Genomic DNA, 23,338 nt, shown 5'->3' on the forward strand with positions numbered 1-23,338 from the left:
GGAGAAAAATGAAATCAGTTATTATATCGATTATAATGTTCTTATTTTTGATTTTAATTCATGAATTTGGACATTTTATTATAGCAAAAAAAAGTGGAATTAGGGTTAATGAATTTGCCATTGGAATGGGCCCTAAAATTTTTTCAAAACAAAAAGGAGAAACTCTTTATTCTGTAAATCTTTTTCCAATTGGTGGATATTGTGCTATGGAAGGAGAAGATAGCGAAAGTGATGATGAAAGATCATTTGACAAGGCACCAGCCTACAAAAGATTTTTTACAATTCTTGCAGGACCATTGACAAATTTGATTTTTGCAGGATTAATATTTGCTTTTGTATCTTTTAATACAGGAACTGCATCAACAAGCATTGGAAATTTTACAAAAAATTCGCCAATAAAAGCTCAAGGTTTTAAAGTCAATGACGAAATTGTAGAAATTGACGGAAATAAAATAAATAATTTTAATGATATTTCAAAAAATTTAGAAAATTATTATCAAAAACATGGGAAAAATGACAAAATATCATTAAAAGTAAAAAGAGATAATAAATATATAGAAAAAAATGTCAAAGTAAAATTTGAAAACAAAAGACCTCTTCTTGGTTTTATTCCAAAAAATAAAGACGTAGGATTTTTTGAATCAATTAAAATTGGTTTTAAAGAAGTTGGCTCAATGATTGTTTTGATGATAAATGTTCTAAAAAGTTTATTTACAGGAAAATTAGGATTTTCTGCTTTGTCAGGGCCTGTTGGTGTTGTAAAAGAAATGGGAAGGCAAGCAAATCTTGGAATTATGAATTTATTATTCTTTTTGGGATATATAAGTGTAAATTTGGGATTTTTTAATTTGCTTCCAATACCAGCTCTTGATGGTTCAAAAATATTTACTTCCTTATTTGAAATGATTACAAAAAAGACAGTAAATAAAAAAATTGAAGAAAAATTTACAATTGGAGGATTTGTTCTCTTGTTAGGACTAATTCTTTTGGTTACGATTAAGGATTTAATTAGCTTATTTTAAAGGAGTAAAAATTGAAAAAAACTAGAAAAGTTTATGTAGGAGATGTTGCCATAGGAGGAGGATCTCCTATTTCTATCCAATCAATGACAACAAAAGAAACGAAAAATATTGAAGAAGTCGTAAAACAGATTAATGATTTTGAAAAGGCAGGTTGTGATATTTCAAGATCTGCTATAAATTCTCTTGAAGATGCAAGGGCAATTTCTGAAATTAAAAAGAAAACCAATCTTCCTTTTGTGGCAGACATACAATTTGATTATAAACTTGCCCTTGCAGCTGTCGAAAACGGCTGTGATTGTTTAAGAATAAATCCAGGAAATATTGGTGGAAGTGACAAGGTAAAAATTTTAGTTGAAAAATGTAAGGAAAAAAATATTCCAATAAGAATAGGTGTAAATTCTGGTTCTGTGCATAAGGATATGATTGAAAAATATCATGGTGTAAATGTTGATAGCCTTGTTTATTCTGCTCTTGATGAAGTAAAAGTTTTAGAAGATTTAGACTTTCACGACATAGTTATTTCTATAAAATCATCAGATGTAAATACAATGATTGATGTAAATAGAAAAATTTCTTCTCTTTGCGATTATCCACTTCATTTGGGAGTTACGGAAGCAGGTCCTCTTTATCAAGCTTTGGTTAAATCATCAATTGGCATGGGATCACTTTTAAAAGATGGAATTGGAGATACAATTAGGGTTTCAATAACTGGAGATCCACTCCAAGAAGTAAAGGCTGGAAAAACAATTTTAAAATCTTTGGGACTTAGACGAGATGGAGTAGATTTGGTTTCTTGCCCAACTTGTTCAAGAACAAGTGTAAATTTAGATGAAATTGTAAATGAGGCAAGTGAAAGACTTGATAAATTAAATTTAAATTTAAAAGTTGCCATAATGGGCTGTCCTGTTAATGGACCAGGAGAGGCAAAAGAAGCAGATTATGGAATAGCTTGTGCAAAGGGCTATGGATTTTTATTTAAAAAGGGAATTACAATAAAAAAAGTAAAACAAGAAGAAATAGTTGACAGTTTGATTGAAGAAATTTTGAAAGATGAAAAAAATGAAAATTAATCTAAAATCTATTATTGAAATTGACAAAGATTATTATATAAACAAGGCGATTTATTCAAAAAAATTAAATAAATTGAAATTAAATATTCTAGGAGAATATGATGAAAATATTGAAAAAAAACTTGAATCATATTTTTCTTATGTTAATTTGTCATTGCAATTTGAAAAGGAAAATAAAAAAGAAACAAATTCCATAGATGATTTTTATGAAAGCCAACCTCTTCCAGATTATTATGAAACAGGTTATGAAAATCCAGAAAATTTGGGCGAAAATAATGAAGAAAAAAATCAAGAAAGTAAAGAGGCTTCATTAAACAATCAAGATATATTTGATTTGCCAAAAATTAAAGAAGAAAAGAAAGAACCTTCAAAAAATCAAGAAGAAGAAAAAGCATCAAGACTTAGAGATTTGAAAAAAATCGAGCTTGAAAATATGATTGAAAATGCTAGAAATAATAAGAAAAATTTGGAAAAAAAAGAAATAAAGCAAGCAGAAATTTTAAAATACGGCAGAAATATAAATGGAGATTTGTTTAAGATTGAAGAAATTTATGACAAAAAAGGCATGAATCTTTCCATAAAGGGAGAAATTTTTGGCATTGATGTTTTTGAATCAAAAAGAGGAAACTTTATTTATTCTTTTGACCTTGAAGATGAATCTGATGCCATAGCTTGCAAGATGTTTGTCCAACCAAGAAATAAATCAAAACTTGAAAATTTAAAAGAAAATATGATAGTTCAAGTTCAAGGTGTTCTAAACTATGATAGCTTTTCACATGAAGATGTTTTTACTGTAAATTCTATGGTGGAATGTGAAAAAAAAGAAAGACTTGACACTTATCCAAAAAAAAGAGTTGAGCTTGAAATTCATACGAAAATGACAAACCTTGATGGATTTGTTGATATGGATGAGCTAGCAAAAAAATTAAAAGCTTGGGGCCATAGTGCTTGTGGAATTACAGATACAGAAACTCTTCAAGCTCTTCCAGATATGTATGATAAACTTGGAAAAAATGGGATAAAAATGCTAGCAGGTGCAGAGCTTTTGTTGGTTGATAAAAATTTAAGGATTTTAACTAACAACTACAATAAAAAAATAAACGATATAAGCGATTTAAAAAATCAAAGATTTATTGTATTTGACTTGGAGACGACAGGACTTTCAAAATATATAGATAAAATTACAGAAATTGGTGCCGTAAAAATTGAAAATGGAGAAATAATTGAAGTTTTTAATGAGCTTGTAAATCCAGAAAAAATGATTCCTCAAAAGGTTGTTGAACTTACAGGAATTACAAACGAAATGGTAATGGATAAGCCGAAAATTGATGAAGTTTTGCCGAAATTTTTAGAATTTTCAAAAGATTCATATTTTGTAGGACAAAATACAGATTTTGATATTGGTTTTATAACAGAAGCTTGTCAAAAATTATCTTATAAATTTGAGCCAGTTTATTTGGATACTTTGCCAATGGCAAGAGCAGTTTTTCCATATATGGGAAGATTTTCTCTTGATAAACTTGCAAAAAAATTAGGAGTTGGACCTTTTAACCATCACAGAGCAAGCGATGATGCAATGACAACTGCCAAAATTTTTATTAAATTATTTGAAAAAATTAAGGATAAAAATAAAGACCTTAGCCTTGAAAAAATTAATTCAATAAAAACAAAATGGCCTTTGGCTCGTCACGAAAATTTCTCATCAATTATTTTTGCCAAAAATTATCATGGACTTAAAAATCTTTATAAAATAATTTCAGAATCTAGGATGAAATATTTTAATTTGGAAGCAAAAACGCCTTTTGATTTGGTAAAAGAAAATAAAGAAGGTTTGATAATAGGATCTGGTGGAAAAGATGGTCTTTTGTTTAAGGCTATAAGAGATGATTTTTCTGAAGAAAAAATAGAAAAAATTTGCGAATTTTTTGATTTTTTCCAAATAGAGGCGATGGGAGTTTTTGCTGATGATTTGGAAAATGGATCTATAAGAGATAAAAATCAAATTATAGAAATAAATAAAAAAATAATTGAGCTTGGAAAAAAATATAATAAATTGGTTGTAGCAACTGGCTCTGTAAGATATATGGAAAAGAAAGATTATGTTCTTAGAAATATTCTTCACAAGGGACAATTTTTCCATTACAAGGAAAATAATCCTCTTTATTATTTAAAAACAACCAATGAAATGCTTGATGAATTTTATTATTTAGATGATCAAACGAAAATGGAAGTAGTAATTGATAATACAATTAAAATTGCTGATAGTTTGGAAAGTATTATGCCAATTCCTCACGAAACTTTTCCACCAAAAATTGAAGGCTCTGATAAAAAATTAAAAGATACAACTTATGAAAAAGCAATCTCAATTTATGGAGATCCTCTTCCTGATCTTGTAAAAACAAGACTTGATAAGGAGCTTGATTCTATTATTTCAAATGGCTATGCAGTTTTATATATAATTGCAAAAGAGCTCGTGGAAAAATCAAATGAGGATGGATATTTGGTTGGATCAAGAGGTTCTGTTGGTTCATCTTTTGCAGCAACCATGGCAAATATTACAGAAGTAAATCCGCTTGCTCCTCATTATGTTTGTCCATCATGCAAGCATTCAGAATTTATAACAGATGGTAGCGTTGGAGCTGGAATAGATTTGCCAGATAAAATTTGTCCAAAATGTGGGGCAGAGATGAACAAAGACGGCCACGATATTCCTTTTGAAGTTTTCTTGGGCTTTGAAGGAGATAAGGAGCCAGATATTGATTTGAATTTTGCTGGAGAATATCAACCAACTATTCACAAATATACTGAAGAATTATTCGGAGAAGGAAAAGTTTTTAGGGCAGGAACAATTGGAACTATAAAAGATAATACTGCTTTTGGTTATATCAAAAAATATATGGAAGATAATGACCTAAATCTTTCTAATGCACAAATTAGAAAATATCAAAGAGGACTTTATGATGTAAAAAGAACAACAGGTCAACACCCAGGTGGTCTTATGATAGTGCCAAATGATAAAAATATTTACGATTTTTCTCCTGTTCAATATCCAGCAGACGATGGAAAAGACGATATAAAAACAACTCATTTTACCTACAATATGATGCATGGAGTAATTTTAAAACTGGATTTATTGGGCCACGATGTTCCTACAATTATTAGAAGTCTTCAAGATTTAACAAATACAGATCCTTTGAAGCTTCAAATGGATGATGAAAATGTAATGAATATTTTCTCTTCAACAAAACCATTAAATATAAAATATGATTTTTCAAATAATGAGATTGGAACTTTGGGAATTCCTGAATTCGGAACTTCTTTTGTAAGGGGAATGTTAAAAGATACTTTTCCAACAAAATTTTCTGAAATGACAAGAATTTCTGGACTTTCTCACGGAACTGATGTGTGGTTAAATAATGCTCAAGATTTAGTTAAATCAAAAACGGCAGGATTTGATCAAATAATTTCTACTCGTGATGATATTATGAATTCTTTGATTAATCTTGGACTTGATAAGAAAAAATCTTTCCAAATAATGGAAAAAGTAAGAAAAGGAAAAACTTTATCAGAAGAAACTTTGGCTTATATGAAAGAAAATAAGGTTCCTGATTGGTACATTGATTCTTGTTTAAAAATAAAATATCTATTCCCAAAAGCTCACGCAGTTGCTTATTGTTTGATGAGTTATAGGATTGCTTATTACAAAGTTTATTATCCAAAAGCTTTTTATGCAACATATTTTTCTACAAAATTAAATGATTTTCAATATTCAGTAATTGTAAAGGGATTAAAATCAATCCAATATGCTTTAAATGAAATTAATCAATTAGAAAAACCAACACAAAGAGAAAAAAATCTAAGATCATTGTTGGAAGTTGCTGAGGAGATGGCAGCAAGAGATATAAAAATTAAAAAAGCGGACTTATATAAGTCTGAAGCTGTTAAATTTATTTTAGATGATGACGGAGAAATTTTGCCTCCGCTTTCAGCAGTTGATGATGTTTCAGAAGCTATGGCAAAAGATATAGTTATTGAAAGAGAAAAAGCCAAATTTATTTCGATTGAAGATTTGAAAAAAAGAACTTCACTAAACAAAAATGCTTTGAATTCTTTAAAAAATTTGGACATAATTAATGGATTGCAAGAAGAAAATCAAATGTCTTTATTTGATTTGTAAATTAAAACTCTAATAGAGATTAAATCTTTATTAGAGTTTTTTTATTATATTTTTTCAAATAACAATTTATGCATATATATAACAATAAAAATCAATTAATTATCAAAGTTAAGCGACTTGTGTAGGATTTTTATTATTTTTATTAAAAAATCTTACAAAATTTAAAATTTTTGATATAATACAAGCAAGCGGAAAAAAATCTATTAGGAGTAAGTATGAAAAATAAACATAGGGGAGAATTACTTTTACTATTGACTTCATTTATTTGGGGATTTGCTTTTATTGCCCAAAAATTAGGAAGTGATTACATAGAACCATTTACCTTTAATTTTTTTAGAAATTTGACAGCTGGAATTTTTTTATTAGCTTATTCATTTTTTAGAAAAAATAAATCGAGAAAAAAAGTAGATAGTATTACAAAAACTGCAACAATCAGAGGTGGAATTGCCACAGGTCTTGTTATGGCAGTTGCAGTTAGCTTTCAACAAACTGGAGTTTATTTTACGACAAGTGGTAAGGCAGGTTTTATTACATCACTTTACGTTGTCATAGTTCCGATTTTTGCAATTTTTATGGGAAAAAAAGTTTCCAAAAAAACTGCAATTTCTATAATACTTGCTCTAGTGGGTTTATACTTATTAACTGTAAGAGTTGATGACGGATTTTCTATAAATAAGGGAGATATTTTAATTTTTGTTGGATCCTTATTTTTTGCTTTTCATATTTTGTTTATCGATAAATTTTCTATAAGAGCTGATAGTGTAAAAATGTCTATGATTCAATTTTTTGTAGCAAGTTTAGTATCTTTGCTTCTTATGATTTTATTTGAAAAACCAAATTTTGATTTATTAATGAAAGGCATGCTTGCTATTTTGTATTTGGGTATATTTTCATCAGGTTTGGGTTATACTCTCCAAATTGTTGCCCAAAAAGATACTGATCCTACGATTGCTAGTTTGATTTTATCTTTGGAATCAGTTTTCGCTGCATTTTTTGGATTTTTATTTTTGAAAGAAAGACCAGTAGATAGGGAAATTATTGGAGGAATAATTATGTTTATCGCAATAATTTTATCTCAAATTCCCGAACAAAAAATAAAAAAAATTTTTAAAAAGTAAAGCACAAATCTCTAGTTATTTAAAATTAAATACTAGAGATTTTAATTTTATATTTTTATTAAATTTTATTTTGTAAATTTATTTTAAAATTGAAAGTTAAGTCTTTTATAGTATAATAATTTTAAGCGAAGAGTGGACAAATCCACTCTTTTAATATGTAAAGGGGAAGTTATGGATTTAATAAGCAAACTAAAAGAAAATTTAGAAAGTGATATTAATGGGCTTGGTTACGAGCTTGTTGATATTGAATTTGTTAATGAGGGTAAAAATAAAATATTAAGGTTTTTTATTTACAAAGATGGAGGAATCACAATTGATGATTGTGAAAAGACTTCTAATTTTTTAAGCGAAAGATTAGATGAAATTGATCTTATAAAATCTTTTTATTATTTGGAAGTATCTTCTCCTGATCTTTCAAGACCATTAAAGACTGATAGAGATCTTGAAAGAAACAAAGATGAGCTTTTAGAAATAAAGCTTAAAAATGGCGAGAAGTTTATAGGAAAAATTAAAGAAATAAAAGAAAATTCCTTAATTTTTACACTTGAAAATGAAGAAAAAGAAATTGAAAAGAGTGAAATTAAGACTATTAAAATTGAGATAGTCTTCTAGGGGGACAAATGAATAAAGAATTTATAATTGCCTTAGAGGAGCTTGAAAAGACTAAAAATGTTGACAAGAGAATAATCCTTGAAGCATTGGAAAAAGCTTTGGTAAAATCTTACCAAAAAAACTACGATAATAATGAAAATGTTGATGTAAGTATTGACGATGAAACTGGAGAAATCGAAGTATATTCTCTAAAAAATGTAGTTGAAGAAGTAAATGAACCAATAGCTGAAATTTCTAAGACAAAAGCAAAAGAAATTGACCCTAAACTTGATTTGGGCGATATTTGTAGGGTTAAAATTGCACCGAAAAATTTTGGAAGAGTTGCAGCTCAAACTGCAAGAAATATTGTAATCCAAAAAATTAGAGATGCCCAAAGAGATTCAGTTTATTCTGAATATTTGGATAGGGCAAATGAAATTATAACAGGCGTTGTACAAAGAGAAGATAAGTTTAATGTCTACATAAATCTTGATAAAATTGAAGGAATTATTCCGATAAAAGAGCAAGTAGAAAATGAAACTTATACTCCAAACCAAAGAATAAAAGTTTTGATTAAAGAAGTAAAAAATACAACAAAAGAGCCACAAATCATTTTATCAAGAAAAGATAAGGCCTTGGTTGTAAGATTATTTGAGCTTGAAGTTCCAGAAATTACGAATGGAATAATTGAAATTTATGGAATAGATAGAGAAGCAGGTTCAAGAACAAAAATTGCAGTGTTCTCAAATGATCCAGAAATTGATTCAATTGGAGCTTGTATTGGCTTTAAAGGAAGTCGTGTAAATTCAATAGTAGAAGAATTGCAAGGAGAAAAAATTGATATTATAAATTACGATAAAGATATAAAAGTATTTATAAAAAATTCCTTATCTCCTGCAGAAATTAATGAAGTTTATATAAATGATAAGAAAAAACAATCCTTGGTTGTTGTAAGAGAAGATCAATTATCTCTTGCCATTGGAAAAGAAGGACAAAACGCAAGACTTGCAGCAAGACTTACAGGCTGGAAAATCGATATAAAAAGTCAAGAAGAATTCGACCAATTAAGCCAAGAAGAAATTGATGAAATACTTGGTCTTAACGAACAAACAGACAAAGATTTAGAAAATATTGAAGAAAATTCAAAAGATGATATTTTAGAAGATGAAAATGCACAACAAGGCGAAAATTTAGATATAGATAAAGAAAATATAGAAGATTTATCAAACGACCTTGACCAAATTATTAAAGAAGATATTGAAGAAAGTGATGAATAATAACTTATTAATAATGGTGAAAAAATGAAACAAAGAAAAATACCACAAAGAAAATGTATAGTTTGTGGAGAAAACAAAGACAAACACGAATTGATTAGGATAGTAAAAAACAAAGAAGAAGGAATTATCCTAGATCCTACCGGCAAAAAAAATGGTAGGGGAGCTTATATTTGTAAAAATGAAACTTGCATAAACGAAGCCAAGAAGAAAAGAAAATTAGAAAAAGTTTTTAAAACTGAAATTAGTGATGATCTTTATGAGGAGATAATTGCTATGAAATAAAAGAGGTGATTAGATGGCTAAAAAATTAAGAATTTATGAATTAGCAAAAGAACACAAAAAAAGTACGAAAGAAATGCTCAGTCTACTAAAAGACGAATTTGGACTAAAAATAAAATCCCACATGTCAGTGTTAAGTGGAGATGAACTTGCAATAGTTGAAGAATATTTTGGAGAAGATAAAAAAATAAAAGAAGATAAAAAAGAAATAAAAGCAGAAAAAAAATCAGAAGAAAAATCTTTGGAAGATAAAAATTCAAAAAATAAAAAAGACAAAAAGTCATCAAAGAAAAAAGAAAAAAAGAAAAACAAAAATAAAAAGCAAAATAAAAGATCAAAAAAATCAACCAAAAGAGAAGTAAAAGCAGAAAATAATGATGATGGAAATATTTATATTCCAGAATCAATTTCAGTAAAATCTTTTGCGGAAAAAATCAATGAAAATGCCAACCAAGTTATTATGAAACTTATGGGACTTGGAGTAATGGCTGGTTTAAATGATCAAATAGAATTTGAACAAGCAGAGCTTGTTGCTCTTGAATTTAATAAGGAAATTGCAAAAGAAGTTAAGCTTGATGAAATTGAAATTCAAGAAAAAGATTTAGATTTCGAAGATGACGAAAAAGATTTACAAACTCGTCCACCAGTAGTTTCAGTAATGGGACACGTTGATCACGGAAAAACTTCAATTCTAGATGCAATTAGAGATACACAATTTGCATCTGGAGAAGCTGGAGGAATTACTCAACACATTGGTGCTTCAACTGTAAAAATAAATGATAAAGAAATTGTATTTTTGGATACACCAGGCCACGAAGCTTTCACTCAAATGAGAATGAGAGGAGCTCAATCAACTGATATAGCAATTTTGGTTGTAGCTGGAGATGATGGAGTAATGCCACAAACAATTGAGGCGATTAACCACGCAAAAGCTGCAGAAATTCCAATAATTGTTGCAATAAATAAAATGGACAAAGAAGAAAGTGATCCAAATAGAGTAAAACAAGAACTTACAGAATATGGTTTAGTTTCAGAAGACTGGGGCGGAGATACAATCATGGTAGAAGTGTCTGCAAGAACTGGCAATGGAATTAAAGATTTGTTGGAGATGGTTTTACTTGTTGCAGAAATGAGAGAATTAAAAGCAAATCCAGACAGAGCTGCAGTTGGAATTATAATTGAAGCTCAACTTGATAAGGCAAGAGGTTCTGTTGCAACTGTTCTTGTTCAAAAAGGAACTCTTCACGATAAAGATTATGTAGTTACTGGTTCATCATCAGGAAGAATTAGAGCTATGTTTAATTCAAAAGGAGAGCCAATCTCACAAGCAGGTCCATCAATGCCAGCCCAAATTTTAGGACTAAACGATGTGGCAGAAGCAGGAGATAAAATTTTTGCTGTAGAAGATGAAAAAACTGCAAGAGCTTATGCAGATCGTGCAAAAGAGCAAAAAAGAGAAGAAAGACTAATTCAAAAATCTAATACAAACCTTGAAGATATGTACGAAGGCATCGAAGATGGAGAATTAAAAGAATTAAATATTATAGTAAAAACTGATGTAAAAGGAACAGTAGATGCAGTTTCAAGTTCATTCTCTAAACTTTCAAACGAAGAAGTTTTTGTAAATGTAATTGCAGGAGCTGTTGGAGGAATTTCAGAATCAGATGTTCTTCTTGCTCAAGCATCAAATGCTATAATAATTGGATTTAATGTTCGTCCAACTCAAGGTGCTCTTCAAATGGCAGAAGAAAATAATATAGAAATAAGAACTTATTCTGTAATTTATGAAGCGATAGAAGATGTAGAAAAAGCTCTCAAAGGAATGCTTGATCCAGAATTTGAAGAAAAAGTTTTAGGTCGTGCAAAAGTTCAAGAAACTTTCAAAATTCCAAATGCAGGAATGGTTGCAGGTGTTCTTGTAACAAGTGGTTCAATTCCAAGAAGAGCAAAGATAAGATTATTAAGGGACAATGTTGTTATCTTTGATGGAGAAATTGAATCTATGAAAAGATTTAAAGATGACGCCAAAGAATTAAATAATGGTTACGAAGGTGGAATTGGCCTTGAAAAATTCAACGACATCAAAGAAGGCGACGAGCTTGAAGCCTACGAAATGATAGAAAAAGAAAGAGAATAGAATGGACAAAAGAAGAACCTTAAAAATATCTTCTCAAATGCAAAAAGAATTATCAAAAATCTTGGCAGAAGATATTAATGATCCAAGATTATCAGATAATGTAATAGTTTCTATAACTGAAGTAGAAGTTACAAATGACTTATCATATGCTGATATTTTTGTTTCAGTTTTAGGAGATGAAAACAAAAAAGAATCTGTAATAGAAGCTCTTGAACAAGCAAAAGGATATATGAAAAAATTGATTGGCGAGAGAATGAGATTAAGATCTATGCCAGAATTTAGGTTTAAATATGACAATTCTATCGAACATGGCGTGTATATGGATAAGCTAATTGCTGAAACCATAAAAAGGGATGAAAAAAATGCCAAAAATCGAGAAGATTAGCCAAAAAGAATTAGAAAATTTAAAAAAATTTATTGATGAGGCTGATACAATTGCAATTTCAGCTCACATAAATCCAGATGGAGATGCCCTAGGATCAGCTCTTGGTCTTAGGAAATCTCTTGAGCTTTATGGAAAAAAATCTGATGTTATAAAAATTAGCGAAGTGGATGAGTATTTAAAATTTTTACCACAAATTGATTTTTATAAAAATCCTAGCAAAAAAGAATATGATTTGTTTATTATTGTTGATTGTTCAGAATTTGATAGGATTGATAAGGCAATAGAAATTTGTAAAAAATCTAAAAAAGTTCTTGTAATTGACCATCATGAAGGTGGCTCTATCAAAACGGATTTAAATATAATTCATTCAGATTCTCCTGCAAGTTGTGAGCTTGTTTATGAAATTATAAAAAGATTAAATCTTCCGATTGATAAAGAAATAGCTACACTTTTGTATGCTGGCTTGGTTACGGATACTGGTAGATTTTTATATTCAAATATAAGTGAATTAACTTTTTATACTGCAGCAGATTTGTATAAAATCGGAGCAGATTTTGAAATGATTTATAAAAATCTCTACCAAAATAAAGAAATTTCAAAATTACAATTTGAAAATCATCTTTTAAACAAGGTAGAATTTAAAAAGCCTTATGCCCTTGTTGGGATAAGCCAAAAAACTTGTAAGGATTTTGGTGTACAAATGGGTGATAGTGAATCGGTTGTAAATATGCTTAGAGATTTAAAAGGAATTGAAGTAGCTTGTCTTGTAAAAGAATATGGAGAAAATGAATTTAAAATTTCTTTAAGGAGCAAAGATTATCTTGATGTTTCTAAAATTGCAAGAGATAATGGTGGCGGTGGTCACATTAGAGCTTCTGGATTTACAATAAATACAGATTCAATGGATAAGGCATTAAATACAATGAGAAAAATTTTAGAAGAGGCAATAAATGACTAGTGGAATTTTGTTAATTGATAAAAGTACAGGAATGTCATCAGGAAAATGTGTATATCAAGCAAGAAAAAAACTAGGCATAAAAAAAATAGGCCATGCAGGAACTCTTGATCCTCTTGCAACTGGTCTTTTGCCACTTTTAATTAACAAAGCAACAAGAGTTTCAGATTTTTTAATGGATGAGGTTAAAATCTATGAGACTCTTGCATTTTTTGGGCAAAAAACAGATACCCAAGATATTACAGGGGAAATTTTAGAAAAATCTTCAAAAACTTTTGAAAAAAAAGATTTGGAAAAGGCAATAAAAGAAAATTTTTTAGGAGAAATTTTTCAAACTCCTCCTATGTATTCGGCTTTAAAACAAAATGGCAAAAAATTATATGAGCTTGCAAGAGAAGGAAAAATTGTAGAAAGAAAACAAAGAAGAATTAAAGTTTATGATTTTGAAATTTTAGATTTTGATTTTCCTTATGCAAGATTTAAAATAACTTGTTCAAAAGGAACTTATATAAGAAGTCTTGTAAATGATTTGGGAGAAGTTTTAAAATCATTTGCCACAGTAAAAGAACTTAGAAGGCTTAAAGTTGGAAATTTTGATGTAAAAGATGCCATAAAAATTGAAGATTTTGAAAAAAAAGCTGTTGATGAGATTATAAAAAATCTTATTCCAATTGATGATGCCCTAAATCAATATGAAAAAATAATTTTAGATAAGTCTTATTACAAACAAGCTACAAATGGAATGACTATGAAAGTTGATCTTGAAAAAAATTTTGATGGACTTATTAGAGTTTATGTTAAAGATTTATTTATTGGGCTTGGAGAATATAAAAATAAAAACAAGACTTTGAAGTTAAAGAAGGTGTTTTATGAAGGATAATATAAAAATATTTGACCTAGATTTTAATGAATTTGACTTATCGCCAAAGGCAGTAAGCCTTGGAAATTTTGATGGGGTCCACAAGGGGCATCAAAAACTTATGAAAGAAAATATAAAAATTTCAAAAGCAAAAAATCTAATGCCATCTGTATTATTATTTAAAGAAAACACCAAAAATATCCTAAATGGAGAAAGAGAATATCTTACAAGTCTTGAAGATAAAATAGAAATTTTGAAAAATTTGGGCATAGAATGTTTTTGTTTGCTAGAATTTTCAGACAAATTTAAAGATCTATCTCCTTACGAATTTATTGAAGAAATTTTATATAAAAAATTAAATACCAAATATGTAATAGTTGGAGATAATTATAGGTTTGGGAAAATGGCAAAAGGAGATATAAAAACTTTAAAAAAATACGAGGAAGATTTTGCCTACAAAACAAAAGTAGTAGATTTTGAGCTTGATGATGGAAAAATTATAAATTCCACAGACATAAGACAAATGGTAAGAGAAGGAAAAATTGAAAAAGCCAACAAAGACTTGGGACATCCTTTTAAAATGCAAGGAAAAGTTATAAAAGGCGCCCAAAGAGGAAGACTTTTAAATTTTCCAACAGCAAATCTAAAGCCCTCATTTAAATACGTTACAGCAAAATCTGGAGTTTATTTTACCAGAGTAAATATAGACAGGGATTTTTATTATTCCCTAACAGACATAGGAACAAACCCAACCTTTGAAAATAAAAAAATGAAAATCGAAACTTATATAATGGATTTTTCCAAAGATATATATGGGAAAAATATAAGCATAGAATTTTTAGAATATCTAAGACCTGATTATAAATTTAATTCTCCTGAAGAATTAATCGGACAAATGGAAAAAGATAAAAAAACTGGAAGAAAATTAATAGAAAAATATAGAAAAGAGTAGGTAACTGCTCTTTTTTTGTGCTCAAATTTATTTTTAATCCTATTGGGTATTTATAATATAGAATTTAAAATTGTAATTTGAAAATTTTAAAAAGGAGATTATTATGAGTAGTTCCAAAAAAGTATTTGATAGACTTAATAAATTAAATATAAAATATGACATGGTAGAGCATCCTCCAGCTGAAACTACAGAAGAAGCTGATAAATATATTGAAGGAAAAGAAGGGGCAAGGACAAAAAATCTTTTTTTGGCTAATAGAAAGAATAGACAATATTATTTGATAGTTATGGATGATAAAAAAATGATTAGCTTAAAAGATTATAATAAATTATTAAATGAAAAAGGAATGCACTTTCTTGATCCGAAAAAAGTTTATGAAATAATGGAGCAAGAAGTAGGAATTATATCAGTTTTTGGTTTGATGAATACAAATGAAAATATAAAGGTGTTCTTTGATAAAGATATGATAGAAGAAAATGATCTTATGACCTTTCATCCAGACGACAACACCAAAACTCTTTTTATAAAAAATGAAGATATTTTCAAATTAGTAAAAGACTGTGGATATGATTATGAAATTTTTGATTTTAAAGCAGGAATTAATGAATTAGATTTTTAAAAAATTGAGATTAATTTTATTTTTAAATAAGAAAAATTAATATGCAATTTTTTCTTTGCAAAAATAAAGATATTTGGTATAATATCAAAGATACCTTAACTATGGACTAAGTTTCCTCGGACTATTTCATGGTTATGGCGAATAAATTTTAGGAGGATTTTATGTTAAATAAAGATCAAAAAACAGAAATTATTAAACAATTTCAAAAAGACGAAAAAGATACTGGTTCACCAGAAGTTCAAATTGCTATTCTTACTCAAAGAATCAAAGAACTTACTGAACATTTAAAAGCAAACAAAAAAGACCACTCTTCAAGAAGAGGACTTTTCAAAATGATTAGACGTAGAAAAGGTCTTTTAAATTACTTAATGGAAAATGATATTGAAAGATATCGTGAAGTTATTGAAAAACTTGGATTAAGAAAATAGTTAAATATGACGGGACTTATCCCGTCTTTTTTGTAGTTAGGAGAAAAAATGGAAAAAACTTATGAATATAAGTCACAAAATGGTTCCGATCTTTCTATAACAATCGGAAAAGTTGCTGAGCAAACTAATGGCGAATGTTTAATTAGAACAGGCGATACAATTTTATTAGTTACTGCTGTTGCAAGTGACAAGCCAAGAGAGGGAATTGATTTTTTCCCACTTATTTGTGATTATCAAGAAAAACTTTATGCAGTTGGAAAAATTCCAGGTGGATTTATAAAAAGAGAAGGTAAGGCATCAGACAAGGCTATTTTAATTTCTCGTCAAATGGATAGACCTTTAAGACCTTTGTTTCCAGAAAATTTTTACAATGATGTGCAAGTAATTGCAACCCCATTTTCAGTAGATGAAGATAATGAACCTGATTGTATGACAACAATCGGTGCATCCATTGCTCTTGGAATTTCTGATATTCCTTTTTATGGACCAGTTGCTGCAGTTTCTGTTGGATATGTTGATGGAAAATTTATTGTAAATCCAAACAAAGACGAGAGAGAAAAAACTTCTTTGAATTTAACAGTTGCAGGTACTGCTGATGCAATCAATATGGTTGAAGCTGGTGCAAATGAATTATCAGAAGATGAGATGCTTGAAGCTATGATGGTAGCTCATGCAGAAATTAAAGAAATTTGCACTTTTATCCAAACAATTATTGATGATATTGGCAAAGAAAAGATGGAAGTTTGTGAAGAAGTTGAAACTGAACTTCAAAGAAAAATAAAAGATAAATACACACAAGATATTAAAAATTCTATAAGAACAACTGATAAGGTTCAAAGAGAAAATGATATTAACGAAATAGAAGAAAAATGTAGGGAAGATTTCTTAGAGGAATTTCCAGAAAGTGAAGATGAAATTCACAAAACTGTAGATTCTATTATGAAAAAAGAAGTTAGAAGAATGATTTCAATTGATAAAATAAGACCTGATGGACGTAAGATGGATGAAATTCGTCCTTTATCTGCAGAAGCTGGGCTTTTGCCAAGAGCTCACGGTTCTGGATTATTCCAAAGAGGTCAAACTCAAGTTTTATCAGTTCTAACATTAGGATCTCCTGGGGAAGAACAAGTAATTGATTCAATGAACAGAGAAGAAATTACAAAAAGATATATTCATCAATATAATTTCCCACCATTTTGCGTTGGAGATATTAGACCACTAAGAGGACCTGGAAGACGTGAAGTTGGACATGGACATTTGGCTGAGAGAGCTTTGATTCCAGTTTTGCCTGATACAAATGATTTTCCTTACACAATAAGAGTTGTAAGTGAAGTTTTATCATCAAACGGTTCATCATCACAAGCATCAATTTGTGGTTCAACTTTATCACTAATGGATGCAGGAGTTCCAATTAAAAAACCTGTTGCAGGAATTGCTATGGGCTTAATCAAAGAAGAAAATTCAATTTCAATTCTTACAGACATTCAAGGACTTGAAGATCATCTAGGAGATATGGACTTTAAAGTTGCTGGAACAAAAGATGGAATTACTGCTCTTCAAATGGATATGAAAATTTCTGGAATAAATAAAGAAGTTTTACAAGAAGCCTTGGCTGATGCTCATAAGGCAAGACTTAAAATTCTTGATGTAATAACATCAGCAATCGACAAGCCAAGAGAAGACTTATCAAAATATGCTCCAAGAATTTTTTCAATAGATATTGATCCAGAAAAAGTTAGGGATGTAATTGGATCTGGCGGAAAAACAATCAACAAAATAATTGATGCAACTGGTGTAAAAATCGAAACTGAGGATGATGGACACATAACAGTTGCAAGCAATGATGGAGAAAGCGGAAAAAAAGCTATCCAAATGATTAAATCAATTGTAACTGATCCAAAAGCTGGCGATGTTTATGAGGGCGAAGTAAAAAGAATAATGAACTTTGGTGCTTTTGTAGAAATTGCAATTGGCAAAGAAGGACTTTTACACATATCTCAAATTGATACAAAAAGAACTGAAAAAGTTGAAGATGTTTTAAAAATAGGAGATAAGGTAAGGGTAAAAGTTACAGAAATTGATAGGCAAGGAAGAATTAATCTTTCAAGAAAAGCCCTATTAATTGAAGAAGAAAAAAAACAATCTAAAGAAGACTAAGTCTTAAAAGATTTTATAAACTAACTACAAAAAATTATGGTTAAAATGAATTAATTATTTTTCTTGTGCGAAAATTTTTAATTCATTTTGCACCATAAATAAAATTTTGTAGAAGTTAAAAGAAGGCTGCCATTTATTAGGCAGTTTATTTATTTTCCCCTTTGTTATATAATCTATGTGAGGTGAATATGGCAAATACAAATTCAAATAGAAAAAGAAAAAAATCTAAATATTCAAAAAAATCTGCAAATAGAAAATTTAATAAGAAATCATTTTCTATATTTTTTATGTTTATCTCTCTTATAGGATTTATATTTTTAATACTTCCAAATACTGGAAGATTGGGAGATTTTATTACATATACAAATTTTAGAATTTTTGGATTTATGTCTTATTTTGTTTTTATTTTTGTTTTTATAAGTTTTTTATTTGTATTTATGGATAAGTTCAAAAAAAATTTTAGGATATTTAATATTTTATTTATCCTGATTTTATTAACTATGGCAATTTTATCTATGAAATTTTTGGATAAAACTTTGTCCCTATCAATTAAAAATGCTGAAAGAATGATAAGAGACTCTGGTGGCATTTTGGGAGTAAATATTAGTTTTTATCTAGAAAGGCTTATAGGTAGTGCAGGAATAATAATTTTATATATTATTTTTTGGATTTCTTTAATTAAAAATTTATTAGGCATATCTTATAAGGACTTAATTACAAAGACCAAAGAAAAAACTGTAATTTTTGGAAATTTTATTGGAAAAAACTATATGAAAATTTCAAATAAAATAAAAACTTACTTTAGAGAAAAAAAGCTTAAAAAAATTAGAAATAATAGAGAAAACAAAAAAAGAGAAGATATAGATAAAAAAGAAGATTTAAGCAAAAATAAAGTTATAAAGATTGAAGAAGAAGTAGAAAAAGAAAATAAGGATGATTTTGACCAAAGATTTGAAAAGGCAAAAATAAATTCCTACAAATCTAAACAAGTCGATTTATCAGATTTTGACCAAACTTTTAAGGAAGAATATACTTTAAATTATAAATTTCCAAAACTAGATCTTCTTGATGATAGAGATGATGATAGCGAGCTTGACCAAAATGATATAAAAGATAAGGCGAGAAGAATTGAGGAATGCTTGGATTCTTTTGGTATAAAATCAAAAGTTGTTCAAATTAATATCGGACCAAGCGTAACTTGTTTTGAATTAAAACCTCAAAGAGGTGTAAAAGTTTCAAAAATTTTAAATTTATCTGATGATTTATCCCTTGCACTTGCGACAAGCGATATAAGAATTGAAGCACCAATTCCAGGAAAAAGCCACGTTGGAATAGAAGTTCCAAATTCACAAAAAGAAGTTGTTGGCCTAAAAGAGATGATTGCAAGCGAAGAGTTTATGAAAAGCTCTAAGGAACTTCCTTTTGTTTTGGGAAAATCTATATCAGGATTGCCAAAAGTTTCTGCAATAGAAAAAATGCCCCATCTTCTTGTATCTGGTGCGACAGGATCTGGAAAAAGTGTTTGTATAAATACGATTATAATGTCAATTTTATATAAGCATTCGCCAGATGAAGTTAAATTGCTTTTGATAGATCCAAAAATTGTAGAGCTTTCAATTTATAATGGAATTCCTCATTTAATTATGCCAGTTATAACTGATCCAAAAAAAGCATCGTCTTCATTATTTTGGGCAATCAGAGAAATGGAAAGACGTTATAAATTATTTGAAGAAAATCACGTAAGAGATATTTCATCATACAGAGATTTATCAGAAATTGATGAAAATATAGAAAAACTTCCTTATGTTGTTATAATAATAGATGAGTTATCAGATTTAATGATGACAGCAGCAAGTGAAGTGGAAGATTATATTACAAGACTTGCTCAAAAATCTAGGGCTTGTGGAATCCATTTGATAATTGCAACTCAAAGGCCAACAGTTGATGTAATAACTGGAACAATCAAGGCAAATATTCCATCAAGAATTGCTTTTGCAGTTACAAGTCAAATTGATTCAAGAACAATTCTTGATATGAGCGGAGCAGAAACTTTGCTTGGAAAAGGGGATATGTTATTTTCTCCATCAGATGCAATGAAGCCTATGAGAATTCAGGGAGCTTTTGTATCGGATTCTGAAGTTTTGAGAGTTGTAAATTATATAAAACAAACTCGCGAAGAAGAATACGATAAAAAAGCAATGGAGACTGTTGAGGAAAAAACAAAAATTGTTGAAAATGATGATGAAGATGAATTGATTGATGAGGCAATAGAAATTATTATAAATGAAAACACTGCTTCAGTTTCTCTTTTGCAAAGAAAATTAAAAGTAGGATATGCTAGAGCTGGGAGAATAATTGACCAATTGGAAGCTCGTGGCGTAATCGGTGGTTACGAGGGCAGTAAGCCTAGAAAAGTTTTGGTAGATCATAGCTATTTAGAAGGAGAGTAATATGAATATAGCAAATAAAGTTACAACCGTAAGAATGATTTTGGTGCCAGTATTTGTGGTATTATATTTAATTTTTGGTAGAATGTATAATGTTGCTGCAATTTTATATGCAGTTGCATCTTTGACAGATGCTCTTGATGGACATCTTGCAAGAAGTAGAAATTTGGTTACAACTTTTGGAAAATTTATGGATCCATTGGTAGATAAAATTTTGACTATGGCAGGATTTGTTTTATTGACAGCAACAAATATAATCCCAAGCTGGGCAGTTATTTTAATAATTTCAAGAGAGCTAATTATTACAGGACTTAGAACTCTTGCAGCAAGCAATAATATAACAATTGCAGCAAGCAAGGGCGGAAAAGCAAAAACAATGAGCCAATGCGTATCTACTGTAATGCTATTATTAAATAATCCTACATTAAATTCAATAGGTCTTGTTTTATTTTATGTAGCAGTTGTATTGACAGTGCTTTCAGGAATTGATTATTTAGTTAAAAATAAAAAAGTTTTAAATTTAGATGATATATAAATTTTAAAGAAAATTTTTTAAATTTTTGAAGACAAGTTTTATTTTTTAATTTATAAAATAGGAAGGAAAATATATGGCTAAAGAAAAAGAAAAAAACACAGATAATGATAGAGAAAAAGCCCTAAGCCAAGCTTTTAAAAATATTGAAAAAAAATATGGTAAGGGTGCTATTATGAAAATGGGCGAAGCTCCAAAGGTTGATGTAACTGTAATTCCAACTGGCGCAATAAATCTTGATATTGCTCTTGGAGTTGGTGGACTTCCTAGAGGAAGAGTTATAGAAATATTTGGACCAGAATCTTCAGGAAAAACAACTCTTACTCTTCATTGCATTGCTGAAGATCAAAAATTGGGAAATACTTGTGCCTTTATTGATGCTGAGCATGCTATGGATGCAGAATATGCAAAAAAATTGGGAGTAAATATTGATGAATTAATTTTATCTCAACCAGATACAGGAGAACAAGCGCTAGACATTGCAGAATCTTTGGTAAGATCTGGTGCGGTTGATTTGATTGTTGTCGATTCAGTTGCAGCGCTTGTTCCAAAAGCAGAAATTGAAGGACAAATGGGAGATAGCCACATGGGTCTTCAAGCAAGACTTATGAGCCAAGCTTTGAGAAGGTTAACTGGAATTATTTCAAAAACAAATACCACAGTTATTTTTATAAATCAATTGAGAGAAAAAATTGGAGTTATGTTTGGTAATCCTGAAACAACAACTGGAGGTAAGGCTCTTAAATTTTATTCTTCAGTAAGACTTGATATTAGAAGAATTAAAGGAATCCAACAAGGCGATGATTATATAGGAAATAGGACTAGGGTAAAAGTTGTAAAAAATAAAGTTGCTCCTCCTTTTAAAGTTGTAGAATTTGATATTATGTATGGACAAGGAATTTCAAAATCTGGAGTAATTTTGGATTCTGCCGTTGATGAAGACATAGTAGAAAAAGCAGGAAGCTGGTATTCTTATAATGGAGAAAAACTTGGTCAAGGTAGGGAAAATGTAAAAACATATCTTGAAGAAAACGAAGACATTCTACACGAAATTGAAGAAAAATTAAGAGAAAATATAAATTCTGACAAAAAAGATTCAAAAGAATCTGAAAATGTTGAAGAAGATTCTGAAAACGAAGAAGAATAAAAAAAATCGCAAGCTAGTAGAAAATTCTATTATCTTGCGTTTTTTTATTTATGAAATTTTAAAAAATTATTTATCGAATAAGCTTAATTGAGTATGATTCTTTTTTGATAAATTTGATAGGGAAATTCCTATAAGTCTTAATTTTTCGTTTGAAATAATTTGGTCTAACAAGTCCTTGGCAATTTCTGCAATATCTTCTTTTTTTGATATTGGAGAAAGTAGGGTGTAGGATTTTGTATGAGTTTTGAAATATTCTGTTTTTATTTTTAAATTTATAGTGTAGGCTTTTATGTCTTTTGCTTTCAAATCTTCTTCAATTTTTTGGGAAAGTTCGTCTATATAAGCGTATAAAATTTTTAAATCTTTTGTATTTTTCCTAAAGGTAAATTCTCTGCCTATTGATTTTCTTTTTGTATTTGTTTGAACTTTCCTATTATCTTCGCCTCTTATAACCTTATAAACATATCTTCCTTGCTTGCCAAAAAGTGATTGTAAAAATTCTTGGTCAAGTTTTAACAAATCTTCAATTTTATAAACTCCAATATCTTTTAATTTTTGAACAGACTTATTTCCAAGTCCGTGAACTTTTTTAATATCTAAATTTTTTAAAATTTCAGGCACTTCTTCTTTGCTTATTTCTTTTATGCCCATTGGTTTATTCCAGTCGCTTGCAAGTTTAGCCAAAAATTTATTGTAAGAAATTCCAATTGATACTCCAATTCCTGTTTCTTTTAAAACTTGATTTTGGATTTTTTGTGCTAAAATTTTTTTATCTTCATTATTGTCTATAAAAATATATGCCTCATCAATCGAAACCTGTTCTATTGTATGTGAATAAGATTCTATAATATCAAAAACTTCTTTTGATTTTTTCTTGTAATATTTTCTGTCGACTTTTACCATAATTAAATCTGGACAAAGTTGTTTGGCAATAAAAACTGGCATGGCAGAATGGATTCCATACTCTCTTGCCTTATAATTTGCTGTTGTAATTATTGATTTATTTGAAAGACCGCCGACAGCCATTGGGAAATTTTTTAAATTTGGATTTCTAAGCTCTTCGCATGATGCGTAAAAGGCGTCGCAGTCTATATGAAAAATTTTATTCATAATATCACCATTACAATTATACTCATAATAAAAAATAAATGAAATTGTTTTATTATGGACTAAATGGGTCTTTATT

19 protein-coding genes are annotated in these 23,338 nt (G+C 29.0%); 18 read left to right on the forward strand and 1 reads right to left on the reverse strand.

The window, feature by feature from the left end; translation table 11 throughout:
* Positions 1-8 precede the first annotated feature (8 nt).
* The 18 genes from HMPREF3045_RS06290 (at position 9) to recA (ending at position 22,152) form a co-directional block, all read left to right on the forward strand.
* Positions 9-1,022, forward strand: a complete 1,014-nt coding sequence (locus tag HMPREF3045_RS06290; RefSeq protein ID WP_019118043.1) for a M50 family metallopeptidase — start codon at positions 9-11, stop codon at positions 1,020-1,022.
* Positions 1,023-1,033: 11 nt separating this feature from the next.
* A complete protein-coding gene (gene ispG, locus HMPREF3045_RS06295) occupies positions 1,034-2,092 on the forward strand; it encodes a flavodoxin-dependent (E)-4-hydroxy-3-methylbut-2-enyl-diphosphate synthase (RefSeq protein ID WP_070738032.1) in 1,059 nt (352 codons plus the stop codon).
* On the forward strand, positions 2,073-6,269 hold the full coding sequence (locus HMPREF3045_RS06300; protein ID WP_070738036.1) for a PolC-type DNA polymerase III: 4,197 nt from the start codon (positions 2,073-2,075) through the stop codon (positions 6,267-6,269). The genes ispG and HMPREF3045_RS06300 overlap by 20 nt, the downstream gene beginning before the upstream one ends.
* A gap of 215 nt (positions 6,270-6,484) precedes the next feature.
* Positions 6,485-7,387 carry a DMT family transporter gene (locus HMPREF3045_RS06305; RefSeq protein ID WP_070738039.1) on the forward strand — a complete coding sequence of 301 codons (903 nt, stop codon included), beginning with the start codon at positions 6,485-6,487 and terminating at the stop codon, positions 7,385-7,387.
* A 171-nt stretch (positions 7,388-7,558) separates the two neighbouring features.
* On the forward strand, positions 7,559-7,999 hold the full coding sequence (rimP, locus tag HMPREF3045_RS06310) for a ribosome maturation factor RimP (protein ID WP_070607711.1): 441 nt from the start codon (positions 7,559-7,561) through the stop codon (positions 7,997-7,999).
* An 8-nt stretch (positions 8,000-8,007) separates the two neighbouring features.
* Positions 8,008-9,255: a transcription termination factor NusA gene (gene nusA / locus HMPREF3045_RS06315; RefSeq protein ID WP_070738042.1), complete on the forward strand. Its 1,248-nt coding sequence runs from the start codon at positions 8,008-8,010 to the stop codon at positions 9,253-9,255.
* Between the two features lie 24 nt (positions 9,256-9,279).
* Entirely contained in the window at positions 9,280-9,537 is a 258-nt protein-coding gene (gene rnpM / locus HMPREF3045_RS06320; RefSeq protein ID WP_004838372.1) for an RNase P modulator RnpM, read from the forward strand.
* Between the two features lie 13 nt (positions 9,538-9,550).
* Complete coding sequence (gene infB, locus HMPREF3045_RS06325) at positions 9,551-11,671, forward strand: translation initiation factor IF-2 (RefSeq protein WP_070738045.1); 2,121 nt, start codon at positions 9,551-9,553, stop codon at positions 11,669-11,671.
* A 1-nt stretch (position 11,672) separates the two neighbouring features.
* Positions 11,673-12,056, forward strand: a complete 384-nt coding sequence (rbfA, locus tag HMPREF3045_RS06330; protein ID WP_070738048.1) for a 30S ribosome-binding factor RbfA — start codon at positions 11,673-11,675, stop codon at positions 12,054-12,056.
* Positions 12,034-13,014, forward strand: a complete 981-nt coding sequence (locus tag HMPREF3045_RS06335; protein WP_070738052.1) for a DHH family phosphoesterase — start codon at positions 12,034-12,036, stop codon at positions 13,012-13,014. The genes rbfA and HMPREF3045_RS06335 overlap by 23 nt, the downstream gene beginning before the upstream one ends.
* Positions 13,007-13,891 (forward strand): tRNA pseudouridine(55) synthase TruB, encoded by an 885-nt coding sequence (truB, locus tag HMPREF3045_RS06340; RefSeq protein ID WP_070738055.1) that lies wholly within the window; start codon positions 13,007-13,009, stop codon positions 13,889-13,891. Before HMPREF3045_RS06335 ends, truB begins: the two co-directional genes overlap by 8 nt.
* A complete protein-coding gene (locus tag HMPREF3045_RS06345; protein ID WP_070738058.1) occupies positions 13,881-14,822 on the forward strand; it encodes a bifunctional riboflavin kinase/FAD synthetase in 942 nt (313 codons plus the stop codon). Before truB ends, HMPREF3045_RS06345 begins: the two co-directional genes overlap by 11 nt.
* A 103-nt stretch (positions 14,823-14,925) precedes the next feature.
* Complete coding sequence (locus HMPREF3045_RS06350; protein ID WP_070607695.1) at positions 14,926-15,441, forward strand: YbaK/EbsC family protein; 516 nt, start codon at positions 14,926-14,928, stop codon at positions 15,439-15,441.
* A gap of 161 nt (positions 15,442-15,602) precedes the next feature.
* Entirely contained in the window at positions 15,603-15,869 is a 267-nt protein-coding gene (gene rpsO, locus HMPREF3045_RS06355) for a 30S ribosomal protein S15 (RefSeq protein ID WP_004838379.1), read from the forward strand.
* A 48-nt stretch (positions 15,870-15,917) separates the two neighbouring features.
* Positions 15,918-18,026, forward strand: coding sequence for a polyribonucleotide nucleotidyltransferase (locus HMPREF3045_RS06360; RefSeq protein ID WP_070738061.1), 2,109 nt, complete (start codon positions 15,918-15,920; stop codon positions 18,024-18,026).
* Between the two features lie 188 nt (positions 18,027-18,214).
* Complete coding sequence (locus HMPREF3045_RS06365) at positions 18,215-20,476, forward strand: DNA translocase FtsK (RefSeq protein WP_070738064.1); 2,262 nt, start codon at positions 18,215-18,217, stop codon at positions 20,474-20,476.
* A gap of 1 nt (position 20,477) precedes the next feature.
* A complete protein-coding gene (gene pgsA / locus HMPREF3045_RS06370) occupies positions 20,478-21,008 on the forward strand; it encodes a CDP-diacylglycerol--glycerol-3-phosphate 3-phosphatidyltransferase (RefSeq protein WP_004838382.1) in 531 nt (176 codons plus the stop codon).
* Between the two features lie 73 nt (positions 21,009-21,081).
* The gene (recA, locus tag HMPREF3045_RS06375) at positions 21,082-22,152 is read left to right on the forward strand and encodes a recombinase RecA (protein WP_070738067.1); all 1,071 of its coding nucleotides are present in this window, start codon (positions 21,082-21,084) and stop codon (positions 22,150-22,152) included.
* A gap of 66 nt (positions 22,153-22,218) precedes the next feature.
* Here recA and HMPREF3045_RS06380 read toward each other — a convergent pair whose 3' ends face one another.
* Positions 22,219-23,262 (reverse strand): DNA polymerase IV, encoded by a 1,044-nt coding sequence (locus tag HMPREF3045_RS06380; protein ID WP_070738070.1) that lies wholly within the window; start codon positions 23,260-23,262, stop codon positions 22,219-22,221.
* Positions 23,263-23,338: the final 76 nt, after the last annotated feature.

The sequence above is a fragment of the Anaerococcus sp. HMSC075B03 genome (assembly GCF_001815585.1).
Classification (GTDB): Bacteria; Bacillota; Clostridia; order Tissierellales; family Peptoniphilaceae; genus Anaerococcus; species Anaerococcus vaginalis.